Origin of the sequence: Accumulibacter sp. (assembly GCF_023806625.1) — a bacterium.
Lineage (GTDB): Bacteria > Pseudomonadota > Gammaproteobacteria > Burkholderiales > Rhodocyclaceae > Accumulibacter.
Map to the genome: position 1 here is coordinate 17,279 of NZ_JAMTDX010000009.1, position 21,883 is coordinate 39,161.

19 protein-coding genes and 1 pseudogene are annotated in these 21,883 nt (G+C 67.3%); 8 read left to right on the top strand and 12 right to left on the bottom strand.

Annotated features, from left to right (window positions below):
- Positions 1-86 precede the first annotated feature (86 nt).
- Positions 87-1,514, bottom strand: coding sequence for an HDOD domain-containing protein (locus tag NFW05_RS02340; RefSeq protein ID WP_295302449.1), 1,428 nt, complete (start codon positions 1,512-1,514; stop codon positions 87-89).
- 437 nt (positions 1,515-1,951) lie between these two features.
- Between NFW05_RS02340 and modA the strand changes: the two genes are divergently transcribed.
- From modA to acnA, 5 genes and pseudogenes are all read left to right on the top strand, one after another.
- A complete protein-coding gene (gene modA / locus NFW05_RS02345; protein WP_295302492.1) occupies positions 1,952-2,515 on the top strand; it encodes a molybdate ABC transporter substrate-binding protein in 564 nt (187 codons plus the stop codon).
- Between the two features lie 13 nt (positions 2,516-2,528).
- Positions 2,529-2,915 (top strand): annotated as a pseudogene (locus NFW05_RS02350) (ABC transporter permease subunit); the annotation flags it as partial.
- 141 nt (positions 2,916-3,056) lie between these two features.
- On the top strand, positions 3,057-3,260 hold the full coding sequence (locus tag NFW05_RS02355; protein ID WP_295302452.1) for a hypothetical protein: 204 nt from the start codon (positions 3,057-3,059) through the stop codon (positions 3,258-3,260).
- A 221-nt stretch (positions 3,261-3,481) separates the two neighbouring features.
- The gene (locus tag NFW05_RS02360; protein ID WP_295302454.1) at positions 3,482-4,231 is read left to right on the top strand and encodes a glutamine amidotransferase; all 750 of its coding nucleotides are present in this window, start codon (positions 3,482-3,484) and stop codon (positions 4,229-4,231) included.
- A gap of 100 nt (positions 4,232-4,331) precedes the next feature.
- Entirely contained in the window at positions 4,332-7,049 is a 2,718-nt protein-coding gene (gene acnA, locus NFW05_RS02365) for an aconitate hydratase AcnA (protein WP_295302455.1), read from the top strand.
- 79 nt (positions 7,050-7,128) lie between these two features.
- On the opposite strand, the gene NFW05_RS02370 is transcribed toward acnA, so the two are convergent.
- On the bottom strand, positions 7,129-7,608 hold the full coding sequence (locus NFW05_RS02370; protein ID WP_295302457.1) for a hypothetical protein: 480 nt from the start codon (positions 7,606-7,608) through the stop codon (positions 7,129-7,131).
- A 318-nt stretch (positions 7,609-7,926) separates the two neighbouring features.
- On the opposite strand from NFW05_RS02370, the gene NFW05_RS02375 reads away from it, so the two are divergent.
- The gene (locus NFW05_RS02375) at positions 7,927-8,469 is read left to right on the top strand and encodes an isochorismatase family protein (protein ID WP_295302458.1); all 543 of its coding nucleotides are present in this window, start codon (positions 7,927-7,929) and stop codon (positions 8,467-8,469) included.
- 35 nt (positions 8,470-8,504) lie between these two features.
- On the opposite strand, the gene uvrB is transcribed toward NFW05_RS02375, so the two are convergent.
- Positions 8,505-10,583, bottom strand: a complete 2,079-nt coding sequence (uvrB, locus tag NFW05_RS02380; protein WP_295302460.1) for an excinuclease ABC subunit UvrB — start codon at positions 10,581-10,583, stop codon at positions 8,505-8,507.
- Positions 10,584-10,916: 333 nt separating this feature from the next.
- Here uvrB and NFW05_RS02385 point away from each other — a divergent pair, with 333 nt between their 5' ends.
- Positions 10,917-12,131: an amino acid aminotransferase gene (locus NFW05_RS02385; RefSeq protein ID WP_295302462.1), complete on the top strand. Its 1,215-nt coding sequence runs from the start codon at positions 10,917-10,919 to the stop codon at positions 12,129-12,131.
- 83 nt (positions 12,132-12,214) lie between these two features.
- Here the strand turns inward: NFW05_RS02385 and NFW05_RS02390 are convergent, their stop codons facing one another.
- The 3 genes from NFW05_RS02390 to NFW05_RS02400 are packed head-to-tail and all read right to left on the bottom strand — an operon-like array spanning position 12,215 to position 14,697.
- Positions 12,215-14,116: an AsmA-like C-terminal region-containing protein gene (locus tag NFW05_RS02390; RefSeq protein WP_295302463.1), complete on the bottom strand. Its 1,902-nt coding sequence runs from the start codon at positions 14,114-14,116 to the stop codon at positions 12,215-12,217.
- Positions 14,117-14,362 carry a hypothetical protein gene (locus tag NFW05_RS02395; protein WP_295302465.1) on the bottom strand — a complete coding sequence of 82 codons (246 nt, stop codon included), beginning with the start codon at positions 14,360-14,362 and terminating at the stop codon, positions 14,117-14,119. It lies immediately after the preceding gene.
- Positions 14,359-14,697 carry a cupin gene (locus NFW05_RS02400; protein ID WP_295302466.1) on the bottom strand — a complete coding sequence of 113 codons (339 nt, stop codon included), beginning with the start codon at positions 14,695-14,697 and terminating at the stop codon, positions 14,359-14,361. Before NFW05_RS02400 ends, NFW05_RS02395 begins: the two co-directional genes overlap by 4 nt.
- 297 nt (positions 14,698-14,994) lie before the next feature.
- On the opposite strand from NFW05_RS02400, the gene NFW05_RS02405 reads away from it, so the two are divergent.
- Entirely contained in the window at positions 14,995-16,926 is a 1,932-nt protein-coding gene (locus NFW05_RS02405) for a beta-propeller domain-containing protein (RefSeq protein ID WP_295302468.1), read from the top strand.
- A 16-nt stretch (positions 16,927-16,942) separates the two neighbouring features.
- Here the strand turns inward: NFW05_RS02405 and NFW05_RS02410 are convergent, their stop codons facing one another.
- From NFW05_RS02410 to NFW05_RS02435, 6 genes are all read right to left on the bottom strand, one after another.
- Entirely contained in the window at positions 16,943-17,515 is a 573-nt protein-coding gene (locus NFW05_RS02410) for a GNAT family N-acetyltransferase (protein WP_295302469.1), read from the bottom strand.
- A gap of 75 nt (positions 17,516-17,590) precedes the next feature.
- Entirely contained in the window at positions 17,591-18,388 is a 798-nt protein-coding gene (gene pstB, locus NFW05_RS02415; protein ID WP_295302471.1) for a phosphate ABC transporter ATP-binding protein PstB, read from the bottom strand.
- 30 nt (positions 18,389-18,418) lie between these two features.
- The gene (pstA, locus tag NFW05_RS02420; RefSeq protein WP_295302472.1) at positions 18,419-19,369 is read right to left on the bottom strand and encodes a phosphate ABC transporter permease PstA; all 951 of its coding nucleotides are present in this window, start codon (positions 19,367-19,369) and stop codon (positions 18,419-18,421) included.
- A gap of 2 nt (positions 19,370-19,371) precedes the next feature.
- Positions 19,372-20,334, bottom strand: coding sequence for a phosphate ABC transporter permease subunit PstC (gene pstC / locus NFW05_RS02425; RefSeq protein WP_295302474.1), 963 nt, complete (start codon positions 20,332-20,334; stop codon positions 19,372-19,374).
- 119 nt (positions 20,335-20,453) lie between these two features.
- Entirely contained in the window at positions 20,454-21,467 is a 1,014-nt protein-coding gene (locus NFW05_RS02430; RefSeq protein ID WP_295302475.1) for a PstS family phosphate ABC transporter substrate-binding protein, read from the bottom strand.
- Between the two features lie 85 nt (positions 21,468-21,552).
- A complete protein-coding gene (locus tag NFW05_RS02435) occupies positions 21,553-21,864 on the bottom strand; it encodes a hypothetical protein (protein WP_295302477.1) in 312 nt (103 codons plus the stop codon).
- Positions 21,865-21,883 lie beyond the last annotated feature (19 nt).

Consider the following 21,883-nt stretch of genomic DNA (forward strand, 5'->3'; position numbering starts at 1 on the left):
GGATCTTCGGCGGCGCCAAGCGGAAAGTCCGACAGGCGGCCAGGCGGAAGTGGGCCGGGACGCTCCGCCGGGCACGTCGCGTGCGATCAGCGGATCGCGCCGACAAAGGAATCGATGCTCGCCCTGGACGCAGCAAGCTGGGCGAGGCAGTCGTCCCAGATTCTCGCGCCGAGGCCAAGGCCGTCGACCAGGACCGTCGCCGACGGAGTCAGAGTGCCGACGGAGGAGGGCGCATCGAATGCGGCGTGGGCGGCCGCGTCGGCGAGGCCGATCAGCGCGCAGAATCGGCTTTCCTGCCCGGCGGCGGCCGGATCGTGGTGAAAGGCGATCGCCGCGACGTGTCTGGCCGGCAGGTTCCAGCGCTCGGCGACGAGCTGGCCGACCTCGGCGTGGGTGAAGTCGAAGAGTGTCCGCTCGGCTTCGAGGCTGCCGATTGTCGAGTCGCGCCTGAGTTCGAGGGATCGCCGGTAGGCCGTTTCTGCCTGGAGAGCGAAAATCAGTCTCCCGATGTCGTGCAGCAGGCCGGCCATGAATGCCTCGTCGCCCGAGCAGCGGGCGCCAGCAGCGAGGAAGCGCGCGGCGGTGGCCGTGGCGATCGAGTGCTTCCAGAAGTCGACGAGGTCGAGCTGTTCGGTCCGGAACGCGTCGAAAGCGGCGACCGAGATCAGCATGCCCTGGACGTTGGTGAAGCCGAGCACGCGGACGGCCTCGGCGACCGTCCCGACGCGCCGCGAGAAGCCGAAGAACGCCGAGTTGGCGACGCGAAGGATCTTGGCCGAGATCGCCGGATCGTGGACGATCACCCGTTCGACGGCGCGCGCGTCGCTCTCGGGACTCTGCAGCACCTCGAGCGCCTGGACGACGACGCTGGGCAGCGTCGGCACCTCGTACAGGTCGACCGGCCGGAACTGCGCGATCGGCTGAGCGGTGAGCTTCGCCGCACCCGTGTTCTCGCTGACCTGCTGCAGTTCGGGCGGCAGGTCGGGGTGGATGAGCTGGTGGACATGCATCGGCTGGGGCAGGTCGCGCAGGCGTAGCATGCCGGTGTCGCGGAGCCGGCAGTCGGGTGGCAGCGAGTCGCGAACGAGCGTTTCGGTCGCCGAACTGAGCAGCGTCTGGCCACCGTGGGTCACGGCAAGCAGCCGGGCAACCCGGTTCAGCGTCGTGCCGAAATAGTCGCCGCCGCTGAGGTAGGCGGCGCCGGTGTGCAGCGCGATGCGGACGCGCAGCGGCGAGCTCGTCGGCCACTTCGCGAGGGCCAGGCTTCTCTGGATCGCCGAGGCCGCCGCGACTGCGCTCGCCGGTTCGTCGAAGCTGACGCAGAAGGCGTCGCCGACGGTCTTGAAGACGCAGCCGCCGTAGCGCTCGATGGTCGCGCTGAGCAGGCCGTTGTGGCGTTGCAGGGCAACGCGCATGGCCTGCGGTTCGCGCTCCCAGAGGCCGGTCGAACCTTCGATGTCGGTGAACAGGAAGGTGGCGGTGATCAGTGCGGCGTCGCCGAGAGTCGGTCCCATGGTTGTCCTGCAATGGCGGTCGGTGGAATGCAGCGCCGGTCTTTGCCCCGGATGGTCGCTGGTGAGTGACAGAAGCCGCACTTGGCCGCGAGAGTATCCGGGCACTGGTCGTGCGCCGTCAATCCCCGGCGTGCACGAGGGATCGGACGACCGGCGGCAGTTCCATGGCTCCGGGAGCATCGACCAGGCGTTATGCACAAGGGTATGCTGCGCAGGACCCGTGGGTGGCGAGGTGGCCGGCGATGGCCTGCGAGCGAATAGGCGGATTCTTTGGGCAGTCTCGTTGATTCTTGGCGTCGCTCGGGCGCTGGCCGGGGAGATTACCGTGTCGGCAGCGGCGAGCCTGACCGGTACGTTCAGGGAGATCGCCCGCGATCTCGAAGCCGTGTGGCCGGGGAATCCGCCTGCTGCTGAATTTCGGTGGTTCGGGCGCTCTGCTGCAGCAGGTCGCGCGGGGCGCAGCGGTTGACGTCCTCGCCTCGGCCGACGAGGAGACGATGAATGCGGCGATCGTCCAGGGCCTCGTCGCCAAGGGCGCGGCGCGGGTCTTGGCGCGCAACAGCCTCGTGCTGATCGTTCCAGCGGGCAGCCGGCTGGCCATCGGCCAACTCGACGATCTGGCGCGCAGCAGCGTGCAGAGGGTGGCCATCGGCGGCCCGGCGAGCGTGCCGGCCGGCCGCTTCGCCCAGCGCGCGCTCGAAGCCGCCGGCGTCTGGGCTGCCCTCCAGGGCAGGATGGTGATGACCCAGAACGTGCGCCAGGCCCTCGACCATGTCGCCCGCGGTGAAGTCGATGCCGGCTTCGTCTACGCGACCGACGCTGCGCTGATCGGCGACCGGGTGACGGTTGTTCTGAATGTGCCGACGGGTACCGCGATCCGTTACCCGATCGCCCCGATTCAGGGCAGCGCGAACCGGCAGGATGGCGCACGCTTCGTCGACCATGTATTGTCGCCGCCCGGCCAGACGATCCGTGGTCGGCACGGCTTCGAGAAGCCCTGAGCACGGGCAGCCGATGGGCGCCTCGGTCAGGCCGGCGCTGGTCCTTTCGCTGAAGGTCGCCGGCTCGGCAACGGTGCTGACCCTGGCGCTCGGCGTCACCGTCGGCTACCTGCTGGTCGTGCTCGGCAGGCGCGGCCCCGTCGGCGCCTGGCTTGACGCGACCTTCGGCGTGCACCTGGTCTTCACCTGGCAGGGGGCAGTGATCGTCTCGAGTATCGTGGCCTTCCCTCTGGTCTTCAAACCGGCTCGTGCCGCCTTCGAGTCGGTCGACCGGCAGCTCGAACAGGCGGCGCGGGTGCTCGGTGTTCCTGATGTGGCGATCTTCTTCCGGGTCACTCTGCCCCTCGCTTGGCGCGGCATTCTGGCCGGCCTGCCGCTCGCTTTCGCGCGTGCCCTCGGTCCCGACGACGGAAGGGCGCCGGGTGAGGAGGTGCTGTCGATGCGTCGCGGCCGGACCGTCGAGCAAGCCGAGGTTGGAGCGGTGAATGCGGCGCTGGTCTGAAGACCGGCTTCCGGGAAAGTTGGCGACGACCGTGAACGGATGAACCCAGGGGCCCAAACCAGCGACGGCGGAATAGGGCTGCACGGTTCGCTGTCGATGACCGCCGGGGGAAGGACCCTCGGCGGAAGAGGGCGTGTCATACTGCTCGCCGCGCTCGCCGAGCACGGCTCGATCACCCCGGCCGCGAGAGCGCTGGGGATGAGCGACCGCGCGGCCGGCAGCTGGTCGACAATTTCCGGCTGATCGAGCAGGAGCATCGGCGTTTCATCGAACGACTGGACCGCCACGCTCGGTGCCTTGCGGACGATTATCTGCTGATCGGAAGGTTGGGCATGAGGACGAGCGCACGCAATCAGTTTCAGGGTCGGGTGACCGGGATCACGTCGGGCGCGGTGAATGCTGCGCCTCGGGACAGCCGATCGCGCGACCTGCAGTCACCCTCTTGCGCACGCGAAGGAGCCCCATTGAAAACCTGTATCGCCATCCGCCACGTTGCCTTCGAGGACCTCGGCTCATTCGCTGAGGTCCTCGAACAGCGGGGCTTCTCGGTCGCTTACCGCGAAGCCGGCGTCGATGATCTGGCCATCATGGACGTCGTTTCACCCGATCTGCTGGTCGTCCTCGGCGGACCGATCGGCGCCTGCGACGAAGCGGCCTACCCGTTCATTCTCGACGAACTGCGACTGCTCGATCGACGTCTGGCCGCCGACCTGCCGCTGATCGGAATCTGTCTCGGCGCGCAGATGATCGCCCGTGCGCTCGGCGCGCGGGTGTACCCGGCGCCAGTCAGGGAGATCGGCTGGTCGCCGCTGATTCTGAGCGAAGCCGGGCGGGCCTCGCCGCTCGGGCAGCTTGATGCTTCGCTGACCTCGATGTTCCACTGGCATGGCGATACCTTCGACCTGCCGCCAGGGGCGACGCTGCTCGCCTCGACCGAGGCCTGTGCCCACCAGGCCTACGCGTGGGGCACGCGCACGCTGGCATTTCAATGTCATCCCGAGGCGCGGGCCGGCGATCTCGAGCGCTGGTTCATCGGTCACGCCTGCGAGCTGGCGAGCGGCGGGCTTTCGGTGCCGCGGCTGCGTGCGGAAAGCCGGCGCCTCGCGCCGGTGCTCGAGCCGCGCGGGCGCCGTTGCCTGGCCGAATGGCTCGCCGGGATCGGCCTGGCGGAAGTCGAGCGGTCCTCGCCTCGGCGAGACGCGGACGGGAGCTGACCGGCCGGTTATCGGCGTTTCCCGGGAACGCGCGACGCTCGCGCGTGTCAACCACGATGTCCTGTCCGGGCTTGATCCGAGCCCATCGAGGAGATCGTCGATGCCCGCCTCACCGTTCGCCACGCTGTCCCGTTTCACTCCGCCCGGCCAGCAGGCGGTCTGGTTCCACTCGCTTCCTGCACTGGCGGCAGCGGGGTTCGCTCGCCTCGGCCGGCTGCCGGTGTCGCTGCGCATCGTTCTCGAGGCGCTGCTTCGGCACTGCGACGGTCATCGGGTGACTGCGCAGCACGTCGCCGACCTGGCCAACTGGCAGCCATGCGAGGAACGCAGTGCGGAGATTCCCTTCGTCGTCGCACGGGTCGTTCTCCAGGACTTCACCGGTGTGCCGCTGCTCTGCGACCTGGCGGCGATGCGCCACGAAACGCGCCGTCGCGGACTCGATCCACGACGGATCGAGCCGCTGGTCCCGGTCGATCTGGTCGTCGATCACTCGGTCCAGGTCGACCACTACGGGACACCTCTCGCGCTGCAGCAGAACATGGCCCGCGAGTTCGAGCGCAACCGCGAGCGCTACCAGTTCCTCAAGTGGGGCATGCAGGCGTTCGAGAGTTTCCGGGTCGTGCCGCCAGGCGTGGGCATCGTCCATCAGGTCAACCTGGAACACCTGTTCGGCGGCGTCCACCATCGGCCGACCAGCGACGGGCGACTGTGCTTCCCCGACACGCTGGTCGGAACCGACTCGCACACGACGATGATCAACGCCCTCGGCGTCGTGGGCTGGGGAGTCGGCGGCATCGAGGCCGAGGCGGCGATGCTCGGCCAGCCGGTCTATTTCCTGGCCCCCGACGTCGTCGGTGTCGAGCTCTCGGGTCGCCTGCGCGAAGGAGTCACGGCGACCGACCTGGTGCTCACGGTGACCGAACTGCTGCGGCGCGAGAAGGTCGTCGGCTGCTTCGTCGAGTTCTTCGGCGACGGAGCGAGCGCGCTGCCGGTGACCGATCGGGCGACACTGGCCAACATGGCGCCCGAATACGGGGCGACGATGGGCTTCTTTCCGGTGGATGAACAGACCGTCGCCTATCTGCGCAGCACCGGGCGCAGCGACGAGGAGTGCGCCCTTTTCGAAGCGTACTTCCGCGCCCAGCAACTGTTCGGAATTCCGCGGGCAGGCGAGATCGACTATTCGCGAAACGTGCGCCTCGATCTGTCGACGATCGTTCCGTCTCTCGCCGGGCCCCGCCGGCCCCAGGATCGTGTCGCGCTGCCCGAGATGGCCAGGCGCTTCGACGAGCTGTTCGTCGCAGCCGAGTCGGCCGGCGGTTTCGGGCGTTTGGCCGAGAGCCTCGCAGAGCGCCACCCGAGCGATCTGCCCGGCGTCGACGTCGGGCACGGCGACGTGCTGATCGCCGCGATCACTTCGTGCACCAATACGAGCAATCCGGCGGTGATGATCGCCGCCGGCCTGCTCGCGAGGAAGGCGATCGAGCGCGGCCTGAGCGTCAGACGGCACGTCAAGACCTCGCTCGCGCCCGGGTCGCGGGTGGTCACCGACTATCTCGCGAAGGCCGGCCTGCTCGAGCCGCTCGCCGAACTCGGCTTCGCGCTGGCCGGATACGGGTGCACGACGTGCATCGGCAATTCGGGCGACCTCGACCCGGCGCTGAACAAGGCGATCGCCGAGCATCGGCTGATCGCCGCAGCCGTTCTCTCGGGCAATCGCAACTTCGAAGCGCGAATCCATCCGAACCTCCGCGCCAATTACCTCGCTTCGCCGCCGCTGGTCGTCGCCTTTGCCATTGCCGGCAGGGTCAACATCGATCTGAGCAGCGAGCCGCTCGGTGTCGGCCGTGCCGGCGAGCCGGTCTTCCTGCGCGACGTCTGGCCGTCGTCGGACGAGATCTCGGCGCTGCTGCCGTTCGCCTTCGATCCGCAGACCTTCCGCAGGCGCTACACCGATTTCGCGGCGGACCACGAGCTGTGGCGGGCGATACCGGCTCCGCAGGGCGATCTGTACGACTGGCCGGAGTCGACGTACATCGCCCGACCGCCCTTCCTCGATCTGGCCGAACAGCCGGTCGGCGATATCCGCGGGGCGAAGGCGCTGCTGATTCTCGGCGATTCGGTGACCACCGACCACATCTCGCCAGCGGGCTCGTTCGGCGAAGCGACTCCGGCCGGCTCCTGGCTGCGCGAACGGGGGGTCGATCGTGCCGACTTCAATTCGTACGGCGCGCGCCGCGGTCACCACGAGGTGATGACGCGCGGCACTTTCGCCAACGTGCGCCTGCGCAACCTGATGCTCCCGGCGGATGTCGACGGACGGCGCAGGGAAGGCGGCTACACTTTGCTCGACGGGCAACTGGTCAGCGTCTTCGAGGCCGCGTCGAGCCACATGCGATGCGGCACGCCGACCCTCGTCTTCGCCGGCGAGGAGTACGGAACGGGATCGTCGCGGGACTGGGCGGCCAAGGGTACGCGGCTGCTCGGCGTTCGCGCGGTGATCGCGCGCAGCTTCGAGCGGATTCATCGAGCCAATCTCGTCGGCATGGGCGTGCTTCCGCTGCAGTTCACCGGCGACGATTCCGTGCTGACGCTCGGTCTGACCGGAGGGGAGAGCTTCGCGATCGTCGGCCTCGGCGAACGCCTCGCACCGAGGCAGACGCTGACGCTGATCGTCGAGCACGCCGATGGGCGCGTCGTCGAACGGCCGCTTCTCTCGCGAATCGATACACCGGTCGAGGTTCGCTACTATCTCGCCGGTGGCATCCTCCCCCATGTCCTCGAGCAGGTGCTCTCCGGGTCGTCCGGCACGGGCTGACCAGCGGGCCCCGGGCAGGGCCCGCAAGGCTAGACGCCGCGCACCCGCCGATTGCCTGGAGTGCGACGGGATGCGGCCGTCAGACCGGCTGGAGCGAGCCGGCGAAAGGCGGCCACGCGCCAGGCGCTGCGGCGCTGTCGCGCGCGCGGGTGGCGCGCAGATCCTTCTTGTAACTGCCCAGCAGCGCGAGACTCCGCTCGACGTACTCGGGCGAAGACAGCTCGCTGGCGGCGTAGGCGAGCAGCAGTTCGAGCCACTGATGGTGGATCGCGCAGGGCGTCTGGCGGTTGCCGCCGGCGAGCGGACAGTCCGGACAGCGCGCCCGGGAAAGCGCGCCGACAGCCGCGCGCTTCTGCCACTGCAGGCGGTACTGGCGCGCGTTGGCCTCGATCCATTCGAATGCCCTCTGCTCCCTCTGCGGCTCGGGAAAACGGTCCACGTAGGCTTCGATGGCGGCGAGCTGCTGACGGAAGAACTCCTCGTCCGAGAACTCGGAGTCCTCGGCGTCGCCGACGAAGCGCGCGATCAGTGCCAGGGTGGGATCGTCGATGATGTACATGATCGCCTCGTCAGGCAGCGAGCCGGCGCTCGACACAATCGCACTATAGTGCAGACCTTGTTGCAATGCAACATAGGTGGGGGCGCTTCGACTGGTGCGCTGCACAACCCGGCCGGTGGCGAGAGGGGCGCAAGCGGGGCTGGCGGGTAGCCAGGTCGAGGCGCCATCGCCGCGTGGCTTGGCCGCCTGCGCCGCGCGGTTTACACTGGCCGCCTGCGCTGGCCATCGAGGTCGGCCGGCCGTCGGCCTGCGGGCTGCCGGGTGGCCGAAGCAGGGCAGCCCGGCCAGCGGCTGCCGCTTGTCGCCAAGGAGGTTCCGATGCTGATGTCCGTCGATCGTTCCGTGCTCGTGCTCGTCGATCTGCAGGAGCGTCTTCAGCCAGCGATTCACGATGCCGCGCGGGTGCTCGAAGCGAGTGTCTGGCTGACCCGCGTCGCGCAGAAGGTCGGTGTGCCGGTAATCTGTACCGAGCAGTATCCGCGCGGGCTCGGGCTGACGATGCCGGCGCTGCGCGCGCTTCTGCCGGCGAACTGCGTGGTCGAGAAGATCCACTTCTCGGCGGTTCCCGAGAACGTGCTCTACGGCATGCCCGGTGGCGAGCGCGAACAGTTCGTCGTCGCCGGCACCGAAGCGCACGTCTGCGTGCAGCAGACGGTGCTCGATCTGCTTGCCGCCGGACGCCAGGTGTTCGTCGTCGAGGAGGCGGTCGGGTCACGGCGCGAGGGCGACAAGGCACTGGCCATCGAGCGCATGCGCCGCCGTGGCGCGGACGTCGTGACGCGCGAGATGGTCGTCTTCGAGTGGCTCGGAAAGGCCGGAACCCCGCTCTTCCGCGAGATCAGCCGCGACTTCGTCCGCTGAGCGAGCGTGGAGCGCCGCCTGCGTTGGCGCGCGGCTCAGGCGGCGCTGGGGATCGTCTCGGCGCCGCGGGTTCCGAAGGCCTGCTCGCGCAGTCGGAACAGTTCGTCGCGAGTCGCCGCCGCCTTCTCGAATTCGAGGTTCTTCGCGTGGTCGAGCATTTCCTTTTCGAGACGCCGCAGGTGGCGAGCGAGCTGTTTTTCGCTCATCGCGGCGTAGGTCGCCTGCTTCTCGGCAGCGCGCAGTTCGCGCTGGGCGCTCTCGCTGTCGTAGACGCCGTCGATGATGTCGGTGATCGGCTTGCTGACTCCCCTGGGGATGATGCCGTGCTGGTCGTTGAAGGCCAGCTGCTTGAGACGGCGCCTTTCGGTTTCGGCGATCGCCCGCTGCATCGATCCGGTGACCCGGTCGGCGTAGAGGATCGCCGTACCGTTGAGATGTCGAGCGGCGCGGCCGATGGTCTGGATCAGCGAACGTTCGGAGCGGAGGAATCCCTCCTTGTCGGCGTCGAGAATCGCGACCAGTGAGACCTCGGGGATGTCCAGGCCTTCGCGGAGCAGGTTGATGCCGACGAGCACGTCGAACTTGCCGAGGCGCAGGTCGCGGATGATCTCGACGCGCTCGACGGTGTCGACGTCCGAATGCAGATAACGCACACGGATGCCGTGTTCGTCGAGATACTCGGTCAGATCCTCGGCCATGCGCTTGGTCAGCGTGGTGACCAGGACGCGCTCGCCGCGTGCTGCGCGCACACGGATTTCGGAGAGCAGATCGTCGACCTGGGTCGATGCCGGGCGGACGATCAACTGCGGATCGACGAGCCCGGTCGGGCGCACGACCTGCTCGACGACCTGGCCCTGGTGTTCGGCTTCGTATTCGGCCGGGGTCGCCGAGACGAAGACCGTCTGGCGCATCATCGCCTCGAACTCGGCGAACTTGAGCGGCCGGTTGTCGAGCGCCGAAGGCAGTCTGAAGCCGTAATTGACGAGGTTCTCCTTGCGCGAGCGGTCGCCCTTGTACATGCCGCCGATCTGCGAGATCGAGACGTGCGACTCGTCGATGAACATCAGCGCGTCGGGAGCCAGATAGTCGATCAGCGTCGGTGGCGGCTCACCGGCCTGGCGGCCCGAAAGGTGCCGCGAGTAGTTCTCGATGCCCTTGCAGAAACCGAGTTGATCGAGCATTTCGAGGTCGAAGCGGGTGCGCTGTTCGATCCGCTGCGCTTCGACGAGGCGGCCCTCGGCGTGGAAGAAGGCGACGCGTTCGCCGAGTTCGAGCTTGATCGCCTCGATCGCCCGGAGCACGGTGGCTCGTGGCGTGACGTAGTGCGACGACGGGAAGACGGTGAAGCGCAGCAGCCGGCTGTGCAGGTGCCCGGTCAGCGGGTCGAACAGTTGCAGGCTTTCGATCTCGTCGTCGAAAAGCGTGATGCGGATGGCCTGTTCGGCGTGCTCGGCAGGGAAGACGTCGATCACGTCACCGCGAACGCGGAAGGTCGCCCGGTGGAAGTCGCTTTCGTTGCGCTCGTACTGCATCTCGGTCAGGCGCCTGATGATCTCGCGCTGTCCCATGCGGTCGCCGACGCGCATGGTGAGGATCATCCGGTGGTACTCGTCGCGGTCACCGATGCCGTAAATGCACGAGACCGTCGCGACGATCACGCAGTCGCGACGTTCGAGCAGGCTCTTGGTCGCCGACAGGCGCATCTGCTCGATGTGCTCGTTGATCGACGAATCCTTCTCGATGTACAGGTCGCGCGCCGGCACGTAGGCCTCGGGCTGATAGTAATCGTAGTAGGAGACGAAGTACTCGATCGCGTTGTCCGGAAAGAACTCGCGGAACTCGGCGTAGAGCTGTGCGGCCAACGTCTTGTTCGGAGCCAGGACGAGTGCCGGGCGACCGCTGCGCGCGATGACGTTGGCCATCGTGTAGGTCTTGCCCGAGCCGGTCACGCCGAGCAGCGTCTGGAAGGAGAGGCCATCGGCGAGGCCTTCGATCAGTCTGTCGATCGCCTCGGGCTGATCGCCGGCTGGTGGGAAAGGCCGGTACAACCGGAAAGGGCTGTCCGGGAAAGTCGTCCACGGCTCGGCGCCGGAGGGCTTTGCGGAATCGCTCATGCTAGAATTCTACGCCGTCTGGCCCTCCGCTGTAGCGGCCACCGGGAAGCACCCGGGGCTGCCGGACGCTCAGAGGTTGTGAGGAAGTCTGCTGCGCGACCGATCTGCGGTGTTGCCCGCTCGCTCACTTGTCGCCTATCTATCTGATATGTCTCGTCGTTCTTTCGCTCGCGCCGGGCATCTCGGCGTGCTCGCGACGATTTCTTCGCGATCTCCCGGCCCAGTCCCTGGAGTTGGCCGGGAAACCCCGGCAAAGGGAGCCGGTGCCGCGATCCGCGCGTCCACGCTCTGCCGGGAATTCCCGAAAACCCTCAACAACCTGGAAGGCTCTTCATGACCGCTTCGCTTTTCGCCGCCGTGGAAATGGCTCCGCGCGACCCGATCCTCGGCCTGACCGAATCCTTCAACGCCGACCCCCGGACGACCAAGGTCAATCTGGGCGTCGGCGTCTATCTCGACGACAACGGCAAGGTGCCGTTGCTTGCTGCGGTTCGCCAGGCCGAAAAGGCGCGCGTCGAGGCGATGCCCGCGCGCGGCTATCAGCCGATCGAGGGGCCGGCTGCCTACAATCAGATCGTCCAGAAGCTGCTGTTCGGTGAGGCGTCTCCCTTGCTTGCCGAAGGCCGGGTGCTGACCATCGAGGCGCTCGGCGGAACTGGCGCGCTGAAGGTCGGCGCAGACTATCTACGTCGTTTGCTGCCCGAGGCGCAGGTCTTTCTCAGCGATCCGAGCTGGGAGAACCATCGCGCGCTGTTCGAGTACGCGGGCTTCGCCGTGGCGACCTACCCCTACTACGATGCGGCGACGCGCGGTGTCGACTTCGCAGCCATGAAGACTGGCCTGGCGTCTGTCCCGGCGGGTTCGATCGTCGTTCTGCATGCCTGCTGCCACAATCCCACTGGCGCCGACCTCGACGAAGGGCAGTGGCGTCAGGTGATCGAGCTGATCTCCGCACGCGGGCTGGTCGCCTTCATCGACATCGCTTACCAGGGCTTTGCCGACGGCATCGAGCGCGATGCCGTTGCGGTCAGGTTGTTCGCCGAGTCGGGCTTGCAGTTCTTCGTCGCCAGCTCGTTCTCCAAGTCGTTCTCGCTCTACGGCGAGCGTGTCGGGGCGCTGTCGGTGGTCACCGAAAGTCGCGAAGAGGCAGCGCGCGTCCTGTCGCAGGTCAAGCGCGTGGTGCGCACCAACTACTCGAATCCACCGACGCACGGGGGGGCGATCGTCGCTGCCGTGCTGGCCAGTCCCGAGCTTCGCCGGATGTGGGAGGACGAACTCGCCGGGATGCGCGAGCGTATCCGGACGATGCGCGAGACTCTCGTCAGCCGCCTTCGGGCCAGCGGAACCGCTCAGGATTTCTCCTTCGTGATCAGGCAGCGGGGGATGTTCTCCTACACCGGCCTGAGTGTCGCCCAGGTCGACAGTCTGCGTGAGGATTTCGGCATCTACGCGGTGAGCACCGGCCGTATCTGTCTCGCCGCGCTGAACACGCGCAACGTCGATTACGTCGCCGAAGCGATTGCCGCGGTTCTCCCGGCCGATCACTGAGGGTCTGGCTCAGAACGATCCGCGGCGACCTCGGGCAGCCGGGCGGGTTGGCGCTCTGCGCGCGACCCTTGCCAGGCGCGTGCTCAGTGCTTGACGGCCTGGCTCAGCGGCGACTTCAGCGGTCCGCTGAGCACGACCGTCGTTGCCGTCTGGTCGGTATGCCCGCGCATCTGAACGTTCATCCGGCCGTTCAGCTCAAGATCATGGCTGATTTCGAGCTGCCCGGTCGACTCCATCAGCCCGGCGTTGAGGACCAGCCTCGAAAAGCGGTAGACTCCGGGTGCGAGATTGATCACTCCGGAGAGTTCCTCGAAGCGCGTTGCGCCGCCAAGTGTTGCCGGGGTCGTAGACACGCGCCTGACCGCTTCGGGCAGGTCGATCGCGCCGAGGCTGCCGCGGTGGACCAGGAACTCGCCGCTGCCGTTGATCTGCGAGAAGATCGATGGCCAGGTTGCCGCGCTGGCCGAGAAGCGCAACCTCCCCTTGGCTTCCCCGTCGAACTGAGCACCGATGCCCAGGGCCTCGCCGAGTCGTTTCAGATTGATCCGCTCGAAGGATACGTCACCCGACAGACTCGCCTTCCCGTTCCCGCTCAGGCGAGTCGTCCCGCTGACGGCACCGTCGAAGATCCGGAGATCGAGCGTGTCGATGGCCAACTGCGGCCCGACGACCTCGCCCTCGATGCTCACCGAGTCGAAGACGAAAGGCGATCCGGGCACTGGCCGCCAGGCCACTCCGTCGACGCGCACGGCGACGCCGTGCGGTGTCGGCATGAGCCTGACTCGCAGACTGCCGTCCGCGGAGCGCAGCGCCAGCGACTCGGTCCGGTGGTCGGCCGAGACGTTGACTTCGCCGTGCATTCCTCCGAGAACGAGCCCGGCGAAAGACAGGCTGGCGTCCTTGAGGGTGATCCGCTCGACGCTGGCACTCAGAGACGCTGTCGTGACATGGTCGATGATCGCCGCCAGATCGAGCAAGCCGTCCGCGGACAGCATCAGTCCGCTCAGCTCGGCTTCGTGGAAGACCTTGCGCGATCCGCTCAGCGACGAGACGACCGGCAGCAGCCGGATCGAGTCGATCCTGAGCTCCGCTTTCCCGGGGTCTGCGCCGAGATGCACGTCGGAAAGCAGCAGGCCTGGCATCGGACGCAACTGGACGTGCATCTCGCCGATCTTCGCCATTTTCCCGGTGCTTTCGGCAAGAGCCGCTTCGACTTCCGGCAGGTAACGCGAATAGGGAAAGAACAGGGCGAGCAGGGCGACGACCGCCGCAAGCACCACGATGCCGAGCAGCAGAGCCATCGGCCAGGTCACTGACCGGCGGCGCGTGCCGCGCCGGATTGGCTTGAGGAGTACCGGTTCTTCGACGGGAGTTGCCGGAATGCTGGCAGGCACCGGAACGCCCGGCGGCGGCGTATCCTTGGTGGCTGCCAAGGCCGGACCGGCCGAGGTCAACGAGGGTCGCGTCGGGGTGCCGGAGTCGGGCGCTTTGCTGGATCGCCCGCCCGTCGACGGCTCGAAGAAACCCGCGCCGACCGTCGTCGCTTCCCCGAGCGGCCCGCCGTCGGCCAGCAGGCTGGGTTTCCTGTCCCGGGCTTCGGGGAAGGGGATGACCTGGGCCCCTTCGGCGGGCGGTGCGGCCAGCGTCGCGGGCCGCTCGCCACCGGTCGGGGGCGCGGAGTCCGCCGGCGACTTGACCGCGGAGCCCTTCGGGCGTGACGCCGAACTGCCAACGTGGCGCCAGACCGATTCCTTGTCAACTCGTCTCTCGATGAAACCGTCCGTTTCAAGTTCGAGCAGCGCGCTCTGGGTCAGCGGCGGATTTCCAGTCTTCTCGCAGAGTTCTGCGACGGTCGCGTTGCCATCGACGAGGATCAGGACCATGCGCAGGTTGCGCTGGACGACCCGCGTCCTCTGCACCATCGCTTCCTCGCCAGCCGGAGTCTTGGCGAAAACCAGGGTCGGCTCGAGCGTTTCAGCGTCCATCTAAGCAGCCAGCGGGCGGTGCGGGTCGAGGATCGGCGCGGCGGCCGGCTTCGCGTTGTGCAGTTCGCAATGCTCGGCGATCACCGTTCGGGCTGGTCGCTCGCGGGTCGTCGCCGGGCCGTGAAGCCGCTCGGCGACCCGTCGCGCGCTCGTAGCGAGTGTGCGATGCGCGGCCGTCCGGCGCGGCCTGCCCGCTCGTGCAGAGATTCGGCAGAGCGTCGCCTTGCGCCGTGCGACGAGGCTCATCCGGACAGTTCCGGCAAGCGGTAATGGATGGTCAGCCATATCGTTTGCGGCCGGGCGCTGGTCGCCTCGACGCGGTGTCGGCGGTGCGCAGCGATGTCCAGGTAGTCGCCGGCGACCAGCTGGCGCGATTCGGGCTCGTCGGCGAAGCGCAATGAAGCCTCGCCCTGGATGAGCAGGATCCACTCCGCGTTCGGCTGATCGTACCAGAAACCCGGCGGGCTCGACTGCCCGCTCGAGACGATCCGTTCGACGACCAGATTCCGCTGGACGAGCAGGCGCGAGAACTCCTCGGCTGAAGCATCTGCGGCTGGCAGGTTGGCGAAGAGATTGGGCATGCAAGATCCGGCTCCGCAAAGAGGCGTCCCGACCCCCGGAGCAGGCCGGAGGCGATTCGGCACGGCGACGATCATACGACGTGTGCAGCGCGTATGTTAGCGCGAACGCCCTGACAAGAGGGCGCCCGACGTCATGTCAGCGCAGCGCGTTGCAGCGGACTCGCGCCCGCCGGCTGCCCACGACGCGGCCGGACGCGGGATCCGGCCCGCCGAGTGGCGCCGCCGCTTCGTCCGGCTGACCCTTTCTTGGGTCAGCAATCGTTTAGGCTGTCGACTTCCACCCGTGAAAGGACTGCCATGAACACGATTCTGCGTGCGTCGCTGATCGCCGCGCTGCTGATCACCCTGCTCGTTCCCCCGACTGCGGCGTCGTTCGCCGGCGACTCTGGCGGGCCACGCCGGACCCTCCGTGCGTTTGCCAGCGAGCAGGAACTCGACGACCTCTTCCGCACCTGGGCTGAAGAAGCTCGCCGCCGTCGCGACGAGCTACGGGTCCGCCGCCAGATGTCCGCCGAGTCGGCGCCGGAGGCGGCGGTCACGCAGCCCGTCCCGGCTCCGGAGGCGGCTGCGAAGGGCGCTGCCGGAGACCGGAGCGAGTCGGTGACCAACGTCCAGCATGCCGGTGTCGACGAGGGAGGGATCGTCAAGCTGCACGGCGAGCATCTCGTCATCCTGCGCCGCGGCCGGCTGTTCACGGTCCGTGTCGGTGGCGACACGCTGCAGCCGGTGGCGGCGATCGACGCCTACGGCCCGGGTATCGATCCCGGCGGTGCCTGGTACGACGAGTTGCTCGTTTCCGGTGATACGGTCGTGGTCATCGGCTACAGCTATGCGCGTGGCGGAACCGAAATCGGTGTCTTGGACATCGACCACGCTGGACGACTCACCTGGCGAGCCAGCTATCATCTGCGCTCGAATGACTACTATTCGTCGCGGAACTACGCCAGCCGCCTGGTCGGCAGCCGCCTGATCGTCTACTCGCCGCATCTGCTGAGTCCGTGGTCCGACCCCTACGCGGCGTTCCCGGCGCTGCGCCGCTGGCATCCTGGCGCGTCGCTGGGCGAGTTCCGGCGCATTGCCCCGGCGACGCGCATCTACCGGAGCGACGAGCCACTCGATCCGTTTGCCGGAGTCGCCCTGCACAGCGTGACGATCTGCGACCTCGCCAGGCCGGAGATGGACTGCGCGAGCACGGCCGTGTTGGGGCCACCAGGCCGTGTCTTCTACGTTTCGCCGGGTGCGGTGTATGTCTGGACGACCGTGTCGTCGCGCGCGCCGGAGCCGGCCGGTCGTCCGGGTTCGGCGGTGTTCCGGATCCCGCTCGACGGGTCGGCTCCAGGTGCGCTCAAGGCGTCGGGCAGCCCGATCGACCAGTTCTCCTTCCATGAGGACGCCGACGGAGTACTCAACGTGTTGTTGCGTGATGGTGGGCGAGGCGACGCGATGTGGGCCGCCGAGGGTCAAGGCGGCGGCCTGGCGCTGCTGCGCGTGCCGCTGGCCAGCTTCGGCGACGGCCGGGAGAGCGCGCCGAGCGGGTCGTACCGGCGGCTGCCGGCTGCAGTGGGGCGCGCGCTGCATAGCCGCTACGTCGGACCGTTCCTGCTCTACGGTGCGGGCAGCGGCTGGGGCGCTGCGCAGGCAGGCAAAACGTCGCCCCTGTACGCCGTGCGCTACGCTCAGGGAACGGTGTTCGAGGTTCCCGTCGACCATCCGGTCGATCGCCTCGAAGCTCTGGGGGAGAACGCGCTGGTCGTCGGCAGCGACGGCAGTCAGCTGCATCTGACGAGCATCTGGCTGCGCGAACTGCCGCTGGTCGCCGGTCACTACACGCGCGCTGATTCGGCGCAGGGAGAGACGCGCAGCCACGGCTTCTTCTACAAGGCCGAAGGCGAGACCGACGGGCTGCTCGGTCTGCCGATCGTCGGCGGTGGCGAATCGGCCGCGCGGCAGTTGCGCAGGGAGTCGGCCGCCGTGCTCTTCCTGCGCAATCGCCGGTTACAACTCAGCGAACTCGGAACACTCGACGCGCGTCCGGCAACCACCGGCGCGAGCGACGGCTGCCGGGCCTCGTGCGTGGATTGGTACGGGAACACCCGGCCGCTGTTCGTGAGCGGTCGGATCTTCGCCCTGCTCGGTTACGAACTCGTCGAGGGGACGGTCCGCGAGAAGCGGATCGTCGAAAGGCGCCGGGTCAGTTTCGCGCCGGTCATGCTCGCCGTCGCGCGCTGATCCGTTGGCCGGTCGATCATCGCCGGTGCAGAACCTTGCGCAGCAGACCGGCCATCCGCTGCGACGAGGCCGGGGGAACGTCGCGGACGATCTGCAGAACGCCCTCGCTCCGGTCGCCGGTGACCACGAAGTGCAACGAGCGGGCGAGCCTGAGCATCGGCTGGTTGTCGGCGAGCACCTCGCCGGAAATCTGCCGCAGGCCGCGGCGCGATGCTTCGCGCAGCAATGCCTTGAGCAGGCGCCGTCCGACCCTCTGACCCTGCCAGCGGTCGCCGACGAGCAGCGAGAAGGAGCACTCGCCATCGCCTGGGTGCTCGACCAGCCGGCCGCCGGCGACTGGCACTGGAGTCCCTTTATCGAGATGGGTGACGACGAGCGCGTAGACGTTCTGCGGGTCCACGTCGACGAGCTGACGAACCGCTTCGTCGGAGAACTCGGTGATCGGCGCGAAGAAACGGTTGCGGCGCGACTTCGGGGACAGCCGGTTCAGCGACTCCTTGACCAGCGGCGCGTCGCGCGGCTGCATCAGGCGCATGTGCAGCCAGCTGCCATCTGCTGCGCGCCAGCGGTCGACGAGGGGCTTCTTCATCAGCGGAGGCTGCCCACGAGGGGGACCGGCAGGTCGGAAGCCCATTGTACGCGGATCCCGCCAAGCCGATGACGGTCAGCCGAAGCGCCCGGTGATGTATTCCTCGGTCAGCTTCGACGACGGGTTGGTGAACATCTTTCGCGTGTCGTCGAACTCGATCAGTTCGCCGAGATACATGAACGCCGTGAAGGCCGAGACGCGCGCGGCCTGCTGCATGTTGTGGGTGACGATCAGGATGGTCACCCTCTCCTTCAGTTCGTCGAGCAGTTCCTCGATTCGCGCAGTGGCGATCGGATCGAGCGCCGAGGTCGGCTCGTCGAAGAGCAGGATTTCCGGGTCGGTGGCCAGCGCGCGCGCGATGCACAGGCGCTGCTGCTGCCCGCCGGAGAGGTTGAAGGCGAGGTCGTCGAGCCGGTCCTGGACCTCGTTCCACAGCGCAGCCGAACGCAGGGCCTCCTCGACCTTCTCGTCGATCAGCTGCCGGTTGCGCACGCCGCGGACGCGCAGTCCATAGGCGACGTTCTCGTAGATCGACTTGGGAAAGGGGTTCGGCTTCTGGAAGACCATCGAGATGCGCATGCGCACTTCGATCGGGTCGACGTGCCGGTCGACGATGTTGACGCCGTCGGGGTAGAGCAGAATCTCGCCGGCGTAGCGCATGTTCGGGTAAAGGTCGTGCATCCTGTTGAAACAGCGCAGAAAGGTCGACTTTCCGCAGCCCGACGGGCCGATCAGGGCGGTGACGCGGTTCTGCTCGACCGGGAAGTCGATGTTCTTCAGCGCCTGGAAGTCGCCGTACCAGAAGTTCAGCGACCTGACCAGCGCCTTGAGTCCGGCCTGCGCTGCGTGGGCGGGCGTGCTCGGCGTGTTCACGGGATCCTCAATGGTCTTCGGGAGTCTGGCTCACCACTTGATCGTTTTCCGGAAACGGTAGCGGATCCAGATTGCCAGTGCGTTCATCGACAGGGTCATCCCGACGAGGACCAGTCCGGCGGCTGCTGCGTTCTGCTGGAACGCCTCCTCGGGCCGCGACAGCCAGTTGAACATCTGGATCGGCATGACCGAGAACGGGGCCATCAGCCAGTCGAAGGAAATCAGGCGGTGTGGATCCGAGAACGGGGACGGCGGCAGGAAGGCGATGAAAGTCAGCGCGCCGATGGTGATGATCGGGGCGGTTTCGCCGATCGCGCGCGCCAGTCCGATGATCACCCCGGTGAGAATGCCCGGCAGCGAGTACGGGATGACGTGATGCGCGACCACCTGCCATTTCGTTGCTCCGCAGGCATGTGCGCCTTCACGGATGTGCTGCGGGATCGTGCGGATCGCTTCGCGCGTGGCGACGATGACCACCGGCAGGATCAGCAAGGCCAGCGTCAGTCCAGCCGAGGCAATGCTCTGTCCGAGGCCGAACTGGTAAACGAAAAGCCCGAGGGCGAGCAGGCCGTAGATGATCGACGGCACGCCCGCGAGGTTGGTGACGTTGATCTCGATGATGTCGGTGAGCAGGTTCCGTGGGGCGTATTCCTCGAGATAGATTCCGGCACCGATACCCAGCGGGACGGCCACGCAGGCAGTGACCAGCATGACCAGCGTCGTGCCGACCCATGCCGAGAGGATGCCGGCGTCGGCTGGCCGCCGTGACGGGAAGCTGGTCAGGAAGTCCCAGGAGAGATGCCGGAACCCGGCGACGAGCATTTCGCTGAACAGCGCTGCGAAGACCGAAGCCGCGAGCACCAGCGCGAGCACGCCGACGAGGCCGAAGAGCCAGTCCCAGGCCCTGCGGCGGGCGATGACCCGGCGCCTCCAGCGGACTTCGGATTCACCGGCGGGGCGCATTTGCCGAGGGCTGTCCATCGTTAGTAGACCTCCCGGAATCTCTTGCGCAACAGGTGCCCGAGGATGTTGAAGAGGAGGGTGATGAGCATCAGCGTCAGCCCGGCTGCGAAGATCGTCTGGTAACCGATCGAGCCGTGCGGCAGGTCACCGAGAGCGACCTGGACGATGTAGGCGGTGATCGTCGCTGCCGGCTCGGTCGGGTTGAAAGTCAGCTTCGGCTGCATGCCGGCAGCGATCGCGACGACCATCGTCTCGCCGACGGCCCGCGAAATGCCGAGGATGTACGACGAGGCGATTCCCGACAGCGCCGCCGGGGTGACCACGAACAGCGCCGTCTGCAGGCGCGTCGCGCCGACCGCGTACGAGGCCTCGCGCATGTCCATCGGCACTCCGCGCATCGCGTCCTCGGACAACGAACTGACGTAGGGGACGATCATGATGCCCATCACCAGTCCGGCCGAAAGCATGTTGAAGCCGGGCAGCTCCGGGTACAGCTTCTGCAGCATCGGGGTGACGAAAAGCAGCGCGAAGTAACCGTAAATGATCGTCGGTATCCCGCCGAGCAGTTCGAGGAACGGCTTGGCGAACTCGCGAACCCGGTAGCCCGCGAACTCTGAGAGATAGATCGCCAGGATCGTCCCGAGCGGGATGGCCACGACCAGTGCGACGAGCGTCGTCGTCAGGGTTCCCGAGAGCAGGGCGATGATCCCGAAGTGTGCATCGTCGAAGAGCGGAGTCCACTGCGTGTCGGTCAGGAAATCGATCAGCGGGACGCTGCGGAAGAAGACGATCGACTCCCAGACCAGGATCGCGACGATGGCCAGCGTCGTGGCGACCGAGACGAGTGCGGCGAGGAACAGCAGCCCCTCGATCGCTGCTTCGCCGAGCGCCCGGCGCCAGCGTCCCGGTGGCGTCGCCCGCCAGGGTGCCGGGCCGACCGCCGCCGGCTGGGCGGCGGCCTCCTTCCAGGGAATGCCGTTCATGCGGCGAAGGCCACGCGATTCGTCCGGCGCGCGAGGCTCGCCCGGCGACTCGCCGGGCAAGCGCTGCCGATCGTCGGCCGGCCCGGTGCGCAGCCCGGTGGCGGTGGGTGCCCGATGGTTCAGATCTGGGCCTCGCGCTTGATCAGTTCGTCGATGGTCAGGCCGACCTCGCTCTGTCCGCCGAAGACCGTGCCGAGCTTCCGTTTGGCGAGGTGTTCGAGATTGCCCGTATACGCCCTGGCCGGTAGCGGTATGTACTTGACTTCCCTGACCAGCTGAGGCGCGTTGTTCATGTAGAAGTCGACGAACTCGCGGAGTTCGGGGCGTTCGAGGGACTTCTCGCTGACGTAGATGAACACCGGTCTGGACAGCGGCTGGTAGGTGCCGTTCTCGACGGTTTCGGGCGTCGGCGCCACCGGACCCTTGCCGTTGTCGATGGCCACGGCCTTGAGCTTCCTGCGGTTCTCGGCGTAGTACGCGAAACCGAAGTAGCCGAGTGCTCCCCGATCTCCGGAGACCCCCCGGACGAGCACGTTGTCGTCCTCCGACGCCGTGTAGTCGCCGCGGCTCGACCTGGCCTTGCCGACGATCGCCTCGGTGAAGTAGTCGAAGGTTCCGGAGTCCGCGCCCGCGCCGTACAGCATGATCTTCTGGGCGGGCCACGCCGGATTGACGTCCTTCCAGGTGCTGATCCTGCCCTGGGCCGACGGTTCCCAGATCTTCCTGAGCTCGGCGACGGTCAGGCTGCCGACGAAGCGGTTCTCGGGATTGACGATCACCGTCAGCGCGTCGTAGGCGACGGGCATCTCGTAATAACGGACTCCCGTCTTCGCGCAGTCGTCCATCTCCTTCTTCTGAATCGGGCGCGAGGCATTGGCGACGTCGATCTCGCCACGGCAGAATTTCCTGAAGCCGCCGCCGGTACCGGATATGCCGACGGTCACCCGGACGTTGCCTTTGTGGGCTTTCTGGAATTCCTCTGCGACGGCCTCGGTGATTGGAAAGACGGTGCTCGACCCGTCGACCCGGATCACCGGCGCTGCGGCGGTAGCCGGGGTGGCGACGGCGAAGCCGCAGACGAGGGCGAGGATCGGGCTCGCCGGCGCGGGCCTTTTCGGCTTCAGGTTCATCATCGGCTCCTGGTTGTCGTGTCTCGGGGTGTCACGGACCGGGAGTGTACCTGCACAGTGTGTCGGCCGGATGACGGCTGGCGTAGTGCTAGCTGCGAGTGTTCGCTTCCGGGGCGATCACGTCGCGTATCGCCGCCTTCAACTCTGCGCGGTCGAGGTTAGCCAGCAGAAGCAGCCCGGCACGCAGCAGTTGCCCCTTGCCGGCGGCAACGCCGCGGCTGGCCAGGCGCTTCCTGAGGCGGACGAGTTGCTTCGCTTCGCGCGTGGTCAGGCGGACCGTACAGCTGACCGCCTTCGCCGGCGGGCTGGCGGCCGCCGTGGCGGCCTTGCGTCGGACTTCGAGTTCGCGTGCGGCGGCAGCGATCGCCTTGCTGTTCGCCTTGCTTTCAGCAGGGGACATCAGGATCTCCATCAGGGGA